This is a genomic window from Pseudomonas sp. NPDC086251 (assembly GCF_044746405.1).
GTDB lineage: Bacteria > Pseudomonadota > Gammaproteobacteria > Pseudomonadales > Pseudomonadaceae > Aquipseudomonas.
The window spans coordinates 1-11,677 of record NZ_JBIVBY010000004.1 but is presented as its reverse complement, the minus strand read 5'-3'; the positions used below and the strand labels follow the sequence as shown (position 1 = coordinate 11,677).

The following is an 11,677-nucleotide window of genomic DNA, read 5'->3' as shown; positions in this document are numbered from 1 at the left end:
TTTATGAGAATCGAGGCTGTTGCCAGCCTCAATCCCAACGCAACATCAGCTGGCAAAGTAAGATCGAATTTCTTCTACTACTAGCTGCACCTGTTCACGGGTCAGTGTTGGATAGCTCGGAAGGTTCATCCCTCGCGAGCTAAGGTCCTGCGCTACCGGGAAGGTTTCATCTGTCTGGCAGTGCGGCATGTTGTGAGCAGGCGCGAACAGAGGACGTGTCTCAATGCCCTTGTTCTTCAAATGATCACGCAATGCCTGACGCCGGGTCGGATCATCCAGCAGCACCGAGCACATCCAGTAGGAGTGACGAGTACCGGGTTGCTCTGCATGCATCTGCAGCGGAAGCCCTTCGAGCGCTTCGCGATACCAGTCCGCAACCTGCCGCTTCAGCGTGATGATCTCGTCTGCACGTTCCAACTGGGCAAGGCCAATGGCTGCACAGATGTTGGTCATCCGATAGTTGAATGCCAACTCGTCATGCCAGTATTCGCGGGTCTTGGACACGCCCTGGCTTTTCAGATGACAGGCTCTCTCGTGGATGTCCTTGTTCTTGGACACGACCATCCCGCCCTCACCGGTGGTAATGGTCTTGTTTCCAAAGAAGCTGAACGTCGCGACATCACCAAAAGTCCCTACATGCTGACCTTTGTACAGAGAGCCAAAGGCTTCTGCGCAGTCTTCGATCAGCAGCAGGTTGTGCTCTTTACACAGAGCAACGACTTCGTCCATGTCACACGCCAGGCCGTACAGATGCACGACCATGACGGCTTTGGTGTTAGGCGTAATGCGGCTGCGGATGTCTGGAACGCTGACGTTCCAGGTATCAGCCAGGGATTCAGCGTAGACGACGCTGGCCCCGGTTTGCATGATGGTGTTGACCGACGCCACGTACGTGAGCGTGGGAACAATCACCTCATCGCCAGGCCCAAGGCCCAAGGCAGCCATTGCCAGGTGCAGGGCAACCGTGCCATTGCTCACTGTGGTCGCATGGTCCGCACCGATGTATCGGGCAAACTCGCTCTCAAAGCGGGAGATAAATTCTCCGCGGGAGGAAATCCAGGTCGAATCAAGACACTGGTTTACATATTCCTTTTCGCGTCCGCCCAGAAAGGGCTGATATACCGGTATCATGCCAGCCCCCTCTTATTCTTGACCTTTGAAGTATTTGTAGCCGTGAGCCTGGACCAGTTGGTCGCGTTCGGCTTCACGCATGTCTTCACGCATCATTTCTTCTACCAGCTCGGCGAAGGAAGTAGCTGGTACCCAGCCCAATTTGGCTTTGGCTTTGCTAGGGTCACCCAGCAGGGTCTCAACTTCGGCCGGACGGAAATAGCGTGGGTCGACGGCAACGATGCATTTGTTGGTTGCGACGTCGTAACCTTTTTCCTCTACGCCCGTACCTTCCCAACGAATCTTGATACCGATTTCGTTCGCGGCGAGCTCAACAAATTGACGGACGGAGTATTGAACACCGGTCGCGATCACAAAATCTTCTGGTGTTTCCTGTTGCAGCATCAGCCATTGCATTTCCACGTAATCGCGGGCATGACCCCAGTCACGCAAGGCGTCCATGTTGCCGAGGTACAGGCAATCTTGCAGATCCAGCTTGATACGTGCCAGTGCACGGGTGATCTTGCGGGTTACGAAGGTTTCACCACGGATCGGCGATTCATGGTTGAAGAGAATACCGTTGCAGGCATACATGCCATACGACTCGCGGTAGTTCACGGTAATCCAGTAGGCGTACAACTTGGCGACGGCGTACGGGGAGCGCGGATAGAAAGGCGTGGTTTCTTTCTGTGGGATTTCCTGAACCAGACCGTACAGTTCCGATGTGGAGGCCTGATAGAACTTGGTCTTTTTCTCAAGCCCTGCGATGCGGATGGCTTCAAGAATACGCAGTGTACCCATGGCATCAGTATCAGCCGTATATTCTGGTGCTTCGAAGGAAACGCCAACGTGGCTTTGTGCAGCCAGGTTGTAGATTTCGTCCGGTTGTATTTCCTGCACGATACGAATCAGGCTGCTCGAATCGGTCAGGTCGCCGTAATGCAGCTTAAGATCGTAGCCTTGATTGTGCGGGTCGTGGTAGAGATGATCAATACGATGAGTATTGAACAGGGAGCTACGGCGCTTGATACCGTGTACCGAATAACCTTTTTTAAGCAGGAACTCGGCAAGGTAAGCACCATCCTGACCAGTAATACCCGTAATCAACGCTACTTTCTTGTCGCTCATTTTCTCACCAATTTAAATTAATCAATCGAACAGTAAGTCTCTATCAGAGAGCCAACTATTTGCTGCCCCTCACCTTCCTTCTGGAAGTGAGACCCGTTTTGTCATTCCATTCTTCTACTGTTCAGCAGTTCCTCAATTTCTCTAACTTTCAGCGCTACCAGCGCTGGGTCCCTTCTACTTTCCACATTCAACCTCAGCAGAGGCTCTGTGTTTGAACCGCGGAGATTAAACCGCCATTCAGGAAATTCCAGACTGACGCCATCGGTTTGATCAAGGTGCGGCCCTTGAGGTAAGTAATGTGCCAGGACCTCCTCCAGCGCCGCCGATACATCGTTGACCCGATAGTTGATTTCACCACTGCATGGATAGGCGTCAATGCGCTCATCAACAAGCTGGGCCAAATTCTTTCCGGACGCAGACATCAACGCCGTCACCAATAACCAGGGAATCATGCCGCTGTCGCAATAGGCGAAATCACGGAAATAATGGTGGGCACTCATCTCACCACCGTAGATCGCATTCTCCAGGCGCATGCGCTCCTTGATGAAGGCGTGCCCGGTCTTGCATTGTACTGAAACACCGCCCGCCAATCGAACCTGATCGATGGTGTTCCATGTCAGTCGCGGGTCATGAATGATCTTCGACCCCGGGTTCTTTTTCAGCAGCATTTCAGCCAGGAGCCCTACGAGGTAATAACCCTCGATGAATCGACCATTCTGGTCAAAAAAGAAGCAGCGGTCGAAATCACCATCCCAAGCCAACCCCAGATCGCAGCCGTGTTCCAGCAAGGACTGCTGTGTCAGGTCGCGATTTTCCGGCAGCAACGGGTTAGGTACACCGTTTGGAAAATTGCCATCGGGCTCAGCATTGATCATCACCCATTCGAAAGGCAGCCGCGAAACCAATTGCTGCAATACCGGCCCAGCTGCGCCATTGCCCGGGTCAGCCAATATTTTCAATGGCTTCAGTTCTTCGACATTGACGTAAGTAAGCAGATGCTCGATGTACTGAGACTTATCCAATTCGAATTGAATCTTGCCGGGAGTTGTCGCCAAAGCCCCCAGATCCCCAGCTTCCACACGATCGCGTATCGCATGAAGACCGGTATCACCACTGATCGGCCGAGATAGCGCCTTTACCAGCTTCATCCCGTTGTAGCCCTTGGGATTGTGGCTAGCAGTGATCATCACCCCGCCGTCAGCTTCGAAAGCACTGGTGGCAAAGTAGACTTCCTCGGTGCCGCACAACCCTATATCGATGACATTCGCGCCAGCCTCGATCAACCCACGCGTCATCGCTTCTGCCAGCATTGGGCTTTCGAGGCGCATATCCCGACCCAGCACAATATTCCTGGCCTGCAATTCAGCAACCAAGGATCGACCTATCCGGTATGCAACTTCTTCATTGAGATCGGACGGCACCTGGCCACGAATGTCATAGGCTTTGAAACATTGGGTTTTGATAGGGGTGTTCATACCGCTCTCTTGCTGAGGTAAATGAAGTGATGCCGCCCCGCGACTCACACGTCTGCGACAGACGGAAGCATCAGCCTAGATAAAACGCAAAAAAGCCCGGTCGGCGAGTACTACACCGACCTGGCTTGAGCAAGGCGCTGTTACTTGTCGGCGCGACCGTAGTTGTCATCGAAGCGCACGATATCGTCCTCGCCAAGATAATCACCACTTTGCACTTCGATCAGCACCAGGTCTATGACCCCCGGGTTCATCAATCGATGCTGGTGACCCGCACGGATAAATGTCGACTCATTTGTGTTCAACATCAGCTCCTGCTTGTCGTTGATGACCACGGCCATGCCACTGACGACGATCCAGTGTTCGCTTCTGTGATGATGCATTTGCAGGGACAGCGATGCCTTCGGCTTCACCACAATGCGCTTGATCTTGAAACGCTCCCCGTTTTCAAGCGTTGTATAAGTACCCCAGGGGCGATGCACAGTGCGGTGCAGCAGGTGAACCGTATGACTGCACGCCTTGAGTTGGTTGACGATATGTTTGACGTCTTGAGCGTGGTCCTTGTGGGCGATCATTACCGCATCAGGTGTATCGATCACCAGTAGGTCTTCGACACCCACCAGCGCCGTCAGGCGGCCTTCGCTATTCACATAGTTGTTACGCGATCCATGAGACAGCACTTCACCTTCAAAGCGGTTGCCATTCTCATCCGGTTCAGTCAACTCACTGACGGCATTCCACGAGCCTATGTCACTCCAACCGATATCGCATGGAATGGTCGCGACTTTGGACGACCGCTCCATCAGCGCGTAGTCGACGGAAATGTCCGGCACTTCGGCGAATGCATCGGCGTTGAGGGCAAGGCAGCGATATTTGGAAGACGAAGTCAGTCGTGATTGCTCGATGGTCTTGCTGACGGCGGCTACAACGTCCGGTGCATGCTCGCGCAGTTCTTCGAGAACCGTGCCAACCCGGAAGCAGAACATTCCTGAATTCCAGTAATAATTACCGGCGCTGACATAGGCTTGAGCCGTTTCCAGATTGGGCTTTTCGACAAAGCGGGCTACTTTCAGGCCACCCTTCAAAGGCTCGGCTTTCTGCGCCTCAATGTAGCCAAAGCCAGTTTCAGGATACGTTGGCTGAATGCCGAACGTGACCAGCCACCCTTCGGCGGCGAGCGCCATGGCGTTGGTTACGGCAGCAGCGAAGGCTTTTTCGTCTTTGATCAGATGATCTGCAGCCAATACCAGCATCTGGGCATCAGGCCCATGGGAGGCTTCCAGTTGCAGCGCGGCAGCAGCAACGGCGGCGGCTGTATTGCGTCCGAATGGCTCCAGAATGAAACCTTGAGCAAGCTTGGCTTTATTGACTGCGCCGTATTCATCTTCGGTCTTGAACAAGAGCTCGCGGTTGGTCACCGTCAGAATCTCTACCACACTCTCCAGGCGCGATGCGCGCAGAAAAGTTTTCTGAATGAGATTCTGGCCATCTGGCAGGTCCATGAACGGCTTTGGGTGAGCCTCTCGCGAAACAGGCCACAACCGGCTGCCTACTCCACCAGATAAAATTACGGGAATCAGTTCCATGCTCTAAGTCCTTAATCCCCACTTCTGGCAGATGCAACCAGCAAGCGGGGCTCAGTTATGTTTCCAGTCATCCCTGTATCGCCATCAACGCGACAGAATGACAGCTCATCTTTGATCCAAACCTTTCAAGCCCTATCCGCACTCGCTTCTCTAACGCTGCCACTCGCCCCCATCCGGTGGAGTCCGCTTGGCAACGACGCTTTCTCAATAAAATCAAGTCAATTCGAGACTCGAGTTCAGCGTCGAAGTAGGATGGATAATGCTGCCGGCCATTCTACAGCTAGTATCGGGAATTAATAACTCATGCGCCGACGGGAGACAAAAAAATCATTTGAAAACAAATAAATGCTGCATCTTGGGCCATCAAAATAACATCAACCATCAGCACCGATCAAATCTCAACACCTGCCGCCTTGAGAAGTTTTTGCAAATATTCACCATATGCGGTTTTTTCAAGTCGCCTGGCCTGACCCGCTAGCTGCGCATTACAAATCCATCCATTGTTGTATGCAATCTCTTCGAGACATGCCAGCTTCAATCCCTGGCGCTTCTCAATGGTGTGCACAAAATGACTGGCTTCGAGCAGCGAATCCGGGGTCCCGGTATCCAACCAGGCAAAACCGCGCCCCAGTATTTCCACCTTGAGCGCCCCCTGCTTCAGATAGGCGAGATTTACATCAGTGATTTCGAGTTCGCCTCGCGCGGAAGGCTGCAGGGCCTTGGCGATGTCGACCACGCGATTATCGTAGAAATACAGACCGGTCACCGCGAAACTGGATTTCGGCATGGCAGGCTTTTCTTCAATACTCAGCGCTTTCCCATCAGCATCGAACTCCACAACACCGAATCGCTCCGGATCGGATACATGGTAGCCGAAGACCGTCGCCCCGCGCTCTTGATTGGCGGCTGCACGCAGACTGTCGGAGAAGTGATGTCCATAGAAAATGTTGTCACCCAGAATCAGACAGCAAGGATCGCTGCCGATGAACTCCTCACCGATGATGAACGCTTGGGCCAAGCCGTCCGGGCTGGGTTGCTCCGCATAGGTCAATTTGATCCCGTACGCGCCTCCGTCACCCAGCAGCTTGCGAAAGCTCGGTAGATCTTCCGGTGTGCAGATGATCAGAATGTCGCGGATGCCTGCGAGCATCAGCACCGACAACGGATAAAAGATCATCGGTTTATCGTAGATCGGCAACATTTGCTTGGACACACCCAACGTCAACGGGTGCAGGCGCGTGCCCGTACCTCCGGCGAGAAGGATGCCTTTTCGTTTGATGATGGTCATTTGTCCAGGACTTCCGCGAGCATTCGGCTAACTCCACTTTGCCAGTCTGGCAAGTGCAGAGAAAAGCTGTCGCGCAACTTATGTGTATTCAAACGTGAATTCAGTGGACGGCGTGCCGGTGTTGGATAGTCACAGGTCTTGATTGGATTGATGGTCTTGACCACCAGTTGCTCGCCGCACGCCTGGGCGAAGCCGATGACGTACTGGGCGTAACCGTACCAGGACACCTCTCCGGCCGCTGCCAGATGATACAAGCCCGACAATTCGGGGCGCTTCAAAGCCTGCTGGAGAGAAAGCGCGGTAATGTCCGCAATCAGGTCGGCGCCGGTCGGCGCGCCGACTTGGTCATTGATGATGTTCAAAACTTCACGCTCTCTCGCCAATCGCAGCATATTTGTTGCAAAGTTGTCGCCGCGAGCGGCGTAGACCCAGCTGGTGCGGTAAATCAGATACTTGCAGCCACTTGCGATAATCGCCTGTTCGCCCGCGAGCTTGCTGACACCGTAGTGATTCAACGGCGAGGCTGCATCCGACTCGCTCCACGGTACCGAGCCACGACCATCGAAGACGTAGTCGGAAGAGTAGTGAATCAGCCAGGCACCAAGATTGGCGGTTTCCTCAGCAATCAACTGACATGCCAAGCCATTCACTTTGCTGGCCAGCTCGGATTCGGACTCGGCTCTGTCGACGGCAGTGTAAGCCGCTGCATTGACGATTACGTCAGGTTTGACTTCCCGAATCGTTGCCCGCAACCCGACGGGATCTGCCAGATCACCACACAGGCCGAACGCCGTGCCGCAATCCAGAGCAATCACTTGCCCTAACGGTGCGAGGGAACGCTGCAACTCCCAGCCCACCTGACCATTTTTCCCCAACAACAGAATTTTCATGGGCGATTCGATCGTTCTGTGTAGTGTTGATCGATCCATTGCTGATAGCTGCCACTCTTCACATGCGCGACCCATTCCGCGTTGTCGAGGTACCACTTAACCGTCTTGCGAAGCCCTGTCTCGAAGGTTTCCCTCGGCAGCCAACCCAGCTCACGCTGGATCTTGCCGGCATCGACTGCGTAGCGTTGATCATGACCGGGACGGTCTTGAACGTGGGTAATCAAACTCGAGTGTGGCCGATAGCGGGAGTTCGGACAGAGTTCGTCGAGTAGTGCGCATACCGCGCGCACCACTTCGATATTCTGTTTTTCGTTGTGACCACCAATATTGTAGGTCTGACCGACCTCCCCCTGAGTGATGACGTGATAAAGCGCACGAGCGTGATCCTCGACGTACAGCCAATCACGGATCTGTGTACCTTCGCCATAAACCGGCAACGACTTCCCCTCCAGCGCATTGAGGATAACCAGCGGGATCAGTTTTTCAGGGAAATGGAATGGTCCGTAATTGTTTGAACAGTTGGTGATCAATGTCGGCAGACCGTAGGTACGAGCCCAAGCCCTGACCAGGTGATCGGAACCCGCTTTACTGGCGGAATAGGGAGAGCTTGGCCGATATGGCGTAGATTCGGTGAACTGCACACTGGAGGTTTCCAGATCGCCAAACACCTCATCCGTAGATATGTGATGAAAACGAAAACCTGCCTTGCGTCCATCGTCCATTGCTATCCAATAGTGAAGCGCAGCCTCAAGCAAGGTGTACGTGCCAATGATATTGGTCTGGATGAACTCGGCAGGTCCGGAGATAGAGCGATCGACATGCGACTCTGCAGCGAGATGCATGATAGCGTCCGGTTGATGCTCATTCAGAATGCGATCAACCTGCTCGCGATCACAGATATCGACCCGCTCAAATACATAACGAGGGTTATCGCTGACTTCGGCCAAAGATTCGAGATTTCCAGCGTAAGTCAGCTTATCGACGTTGACCACAGCGTCGATGGTATTGGAAATGATATGTCGAATGACTGACGAGCCGATAAAGCCCGCACCGCCAGTGACTAGAATTTTCACGCGAAACCATACCCTTGAGTGACTGACAGAGCCGTCGGCAAGCACGGTCATTTGACGAAGCCAGCGCAGCAACCGAACAGCAATTAGGGCTTCATGTTGGCTCGACTAACGGATATGGACAAGCAGTGATGTAAATTCGACAGCAGCGCAATCAAACAAGCCGTCTACGCGACCCTCTGGATACCCGACCCAGAATCCAGCTAATGACCGGCCCGATCACCATGCCGATCAGCAGCGCCAGCACCATCACCACCGAAACAGGCAACTGTGGCCCCGCCCAACCAAGGAACAGCAAGATAACCGACTGCTGGTTCTCAAGTACGAACGCCAGGATCGCCAGCACCAACAGCAGGATGAATACCGCGAGCAATACACGCTTTACGTTACGCATCAGCAGTTCCTTGAATCACGGAGACGGTCAAAGGCCTTCTTCCTCTTCCTCGTTCACGCGATCGCGCAGTTCTTTGCCTGGCTTGAAATGCGGAACGAATTTGCCGTCAAGGCTGACGGACTGACCGGTTTTTGGGTTGCGGCCTACGCGCGGTGCGCGGTAGTGCAGGGAGAAGCTGCCGAACCCACGGATCTCGATACGATCACCGGTGGCCAGACATTGGGACATTTGCTCAAGCATGGTCTTGATGGCCAGCTCCACATCCTTTGATGAGAGCAGCCCTTGATGGGTGACAATTCGTTCGATCAACTCCGACTTCGTCATATTTTTCCCTTCTTTTTCAAGCAGCTAGGAAAATCGCTTCAAAGGTTTTAGCATGCCCGCGGGAATTTGAACAGCCCGATTTTTGACATCTTTCGATGCGTGGTGCAATGCCGGTTTCACCCTGGCCACCACATTTATTGCCTGTTACGACTTCACCTGCAAATAACCAACATGGTTCGTGTCAGATAGCCTGCAGGGTTGAAGCCGAACGGGAATTCATCTTCTTCCTTGGCATCGTCCGACCTGGCGACGACTTTATAGCCCGCCCCCTTACACTCCTTCGCTGCACGCTTGTGACATTTCTCCCAGCCTGAGCCCAATCCCGAACAATCAACCTCAATGCCGCTGACCCCGCGTACCGCATGGGTCTTGGCATTAGTGGTACAGCCCGCCAGTGTCAGTAATGCTATTGCGACAATGAGCTTGTTCATTCACTTCCTTATGCCAGGCGCCATGCCGAGCTTCGTTCGCTTGAGATCAAGACTAGCTGCAATTAAACGATTGATCCTGCTAAAGAAAGAGACATCCCAAGAGGGACATTTGTTTCATGCCATTACAGAAGCATCCAACACGGGCCTCTGAAGCACCAAACTCGATGTCTACTCCTGAAATAGGTTTACACCTATTTGACCCCAATGCTCGATATACCGCTTCAATCGCCTAACGATGCTTTAGATCTGAAAATGGTAAGCTTGCGCCTTTAATCCTTTCCGAAATGCTCATGTGTGAAATATTCCCTTGCCCTGCAGTAAAGGTTTTCGCGCCAAACACTCGAGGGCGTGATTTCGTCGTCGGCGATATCCATGGCCATTTCGAACACCTCTACACATTACTTAGAGCCTTGAATTTCAACCCTCAGGGCGATCGTGTTTTTTCTGTCGGCGATATAATTGATCGCGGCCCAAATTCGGAGATCGCACTCGCATGGCTAGGAACACAATGGTTTCATGCCGTCAGAGGCAACCACGAACAGGCGGCCGTGGAATGCGCTGCCGGAACTGGGAATATAGCCAAGCACAAGCGCACGGGCGGATCTTGGCTCTATGAACTTCCGGCAAGCATCCAGGCCGAGATCGTTAAGGGTTTGGAAGAGCTGCCCTTTATGATCGAGATCAACCTTTCGAACGGCCAGAAAGTGGGCATTGTGCATGCTCAAGCACCTGTATTATTAGACACAGATGGGTGGAACGAAGCGAAAGATCATATAAGCGGACTAAATGGCGCAGACGCCCAACGAAAGGCGCTGGCACTTGCTTTGACCGCGCGATCAAAACTGCAAGAGCGTGATCACGGCATAATTAGAGGATTGGACAGACTGTACGTTGGGCACTCAACCGTTCCGCAAATAACCCATTTAGGAAATGCCACATATATCGATACCGGTTGTTCTTTCGGTGACGGAGCCCTAAGCCTCGTCGAGTTGAACACCGGAGCGATGGCCGTGGTACACATGCGCGGGGCATCAGGTGAACAAAACATCGATATTAATGAAAAGTCTGTTCGTGAGTCCCGGCTCGCCAACCTACCGCCTTGCCATAGCGCCAACCCTGCACCTCCATACGCCGCCAGCGATGATCAGCAATAATGCCAGCACTCCGGTCAGCGCCAGCTACAGCGCAACGGAACCCGCGTCACCTTCCTAAAGAATGAGTGGCCGCCCAGCTTTAGGGCCTCTGGCACACGCACGCATAGCCCTGGTATAACCACGACATGTCCTTGCCATCGCTCACCCGATTGCGATGTTCCAGGCCACAGCGATCTGGCCGGCCAAGCTTTCGCCACGTGTCTTCTCAAAAGTATTCAGGCGTGAATATCGCGATCTTTTTCGGTTGTTGTCATAGGTTTCTCCAGGCAAAAGAAACCGCACAGGGCGGGTAGTGAGTAGTCCGAATCACAGATTGCGAGTGATCCAAAAAAAATCACTGCTGATTTGATCGACTAGCCTTACCACTCATCAGCCTTGTTGTAAGGCACAAAAAAGGGCGACCGAAGTCGCCCTTTTTTTACAGAAACTCAGAACTTAGTTCTGTTTTTCCATTTGTGCACGCAACAGGTCGCCCAGAGTGGTAGGACCAGCAGCTGGTTCCGAAGTCGCTGGCTTGTCGCGCAGGCTTTGGATAGCTTCTTTCTCGTCTTCAACGTCTTTCGACTTGATCGAGAGCTGGATTACGCGGCTCTTACGGTCAACGCTGATGATCTTGGCTTCTACTTCTTCGCCTTCTTTCAGAACGTTGCGCGCGTCTTCAACGCGGTCACGGCTGATTTCGGAGGCTTTCAGAGTCGCTTCGATATCGTCGGCCAGAGTGATGATGGCGCCTTTAGCGACAACTTCTTTCACGATGCCTTTAACGATTGCGCCTTTGTCGTTCTCTTGAACGTACTCGGAGAACGGATCGCTTTCCAGTACCATGATAC

12 protein-coding genes are annotated in these 11,677 nt (G+C 53.1%); 1 reads left to right on the top strand and 11 read right to left on the bottom strand.

From position 1 onward, the window contains the following. Window positions 1-45 precede the first annotated feature (45 nt). The 10 genes from ACIPL2_RS07040 to ACIPL2_RS06995 form a co-directional block, all read right to left on the bottom strand. Window positions 46-1,131, bottom strand: a complete 1,086-nt coding sequence (locus tag ACIPL2_RS07040) for a DegT/DnrJ/EryC1/StrS family aminotransferase (protein ID WP_401354319.1) — start codon at window positions 1,129-1,131, stop codon at window positions 46-48. 12 nt (window positions 1,132-1,143) lie between these two features. Continuing rightward, the gene (gene gmd, locus ACIPL2_RS07035; RefSeq protein WP_401354317.1) at window positions 1,144-2,238 is read right to left on the bottom strand and encodes a GDP-mannose 4,6-dehydratase; all 1,095 of its coding nucleotides are present in this window, start codon (window positions 2,236-2,238) and stop codon (window positions 1,144-1,146) included. A gap of 101 nt (window positions 2,239-2,339) precedes the next feature. Further along, the gene (locus tag ACIPL2_RS07030) at window positions 2,340-3,713 is read right to left on the bottom strand and encodes a phosphomannomutase (protein ID WP_401354315.1); all 1,374 of its coding nucleotides are present in this window, start codon (window positions 3,711-3,713) and stop codon (window positions 2,340-2,342) included. 140 nt (window positions 3,714-3,853) lie between these two features. Beyond that, window positions 3,854-5,296: a mannose-1-phosphate guanylyltransferase/mannose-6-phosphate isomerase gene (locus tag ACIPL2_RS07025; RefSeq protein ID WP_401354313.1), complete on the bottom strand. Its 1,443-nt coding sequence runs from the start codon at window positions 5,294-5,296 to the stop codon at window positions 3,854-3,856. 391 nt (window positions 5,297-5,687) lie between these two features. Then, entirely contained in the window at window positions 5,688-6,584 is an 897-nt protein-coding gene (gene rfbA, locus ACIPL2_RS07020; RefSeq protein WP_401354311.1) for a glucose-1-phosphate thymidylyltransferase RfbA, read from the bottom strand. Continuing rightward, a complete protein-coding gene (gene rfbD / locus ACIPL2_RS07015; protein WP_401354308.1) occupies window positions 6,581-7,474 on the bottom strand; it encodes a dTDP-4-dehydrorhamnose reductase in 894 nt (297 codons plus the stop codon). Before rfbD ends, rfbA begins: the two co-directional genes overlap by 4 nt. Then, on the bottom strand, window positions 7,471-8,547 hold the full coding sequence (gene rfbB / locus ACIPL2_RS07010; protein WP_401354786.1) for a dTDP-glucose 4,6-dehydratase: 1,077 nt from the start codon (window positions 8,545-8,547) through the stop codon (window positions 7,471-7,473). Before rfbB ends, rfbD begins: the two co-directional genes overlap by 4 nt. A gap of 151 nt (window positions 8,548-8,698) precedes the next feature. After that, window positions 8,699-8,938 carry a lipopolysaccharide assembly protein LapA domain-containing protein gene (locus tag ACIPL2_RS07005; protein WP_401354305.1) on the bottom strand — a complete coding sequence of 80 codons (240 nt, stop codon included), beginning with the start codon at window positions 8,936-8,938 and terminating at the stop codon, window positions 8,699-8,701. 27 nt (window positions 8,939-8,965) lie between these two features. Further along, on the bottom strand, window positions 8,966-9,262 hold the full coding sequence (gene ihfB, locus ACIPL2_RS07000) for an integration host factor subunit beta (RefSeq protein ID WP_007899751.1): 297 nt from the start codon (window positions 9,260-9,262) through the stop codon (window positions 8,966-8,968). A gap of 152 nt (window positions 9,263-9,414) precedes the next feature. Then, window positions 9,415-9,693 (bottom strand): hypothetical protein, encoded by a 279-nt coding sequence (locus tag ACIPL2_RS06995; RefSeq protein WP_401354303.1) that lies wholly within the window; start codon window positions 9,691-9,693, stop codon window positions 9,415-9,417. A 290-nt stretch (window positions 9,694-9,983) separates the two neighbouring features. On the opposite strand from ACIPL2_RS06995, the gene ACIPL2_RS06990 reads away from it, so the two are divergent. Next, window positions 9,984-10,847, top strand: coding sequence for a metallophosphoesterase (locus ACIPL2_RS06990; RefSeq protein ID WP_401354300.1), 864 nt, complete (start codon window positions 9,984-9,986; stop codon window positions 10,845-10,847). 435 nt (window positions 10,848-11,282) lie between these two features. Here ACIPL2_RS06990 and ACIPL2_RS06985 read toward each other — a convergent pair. Further along, window positions 11,283-11,677 (bottom strand): S1 RNA-binding domain-containing protein (locus ACIPL2_RS06985; protein ID WP_401354298.1); only part of this gene is annotated, 395 nt, incomplete at its 5' end.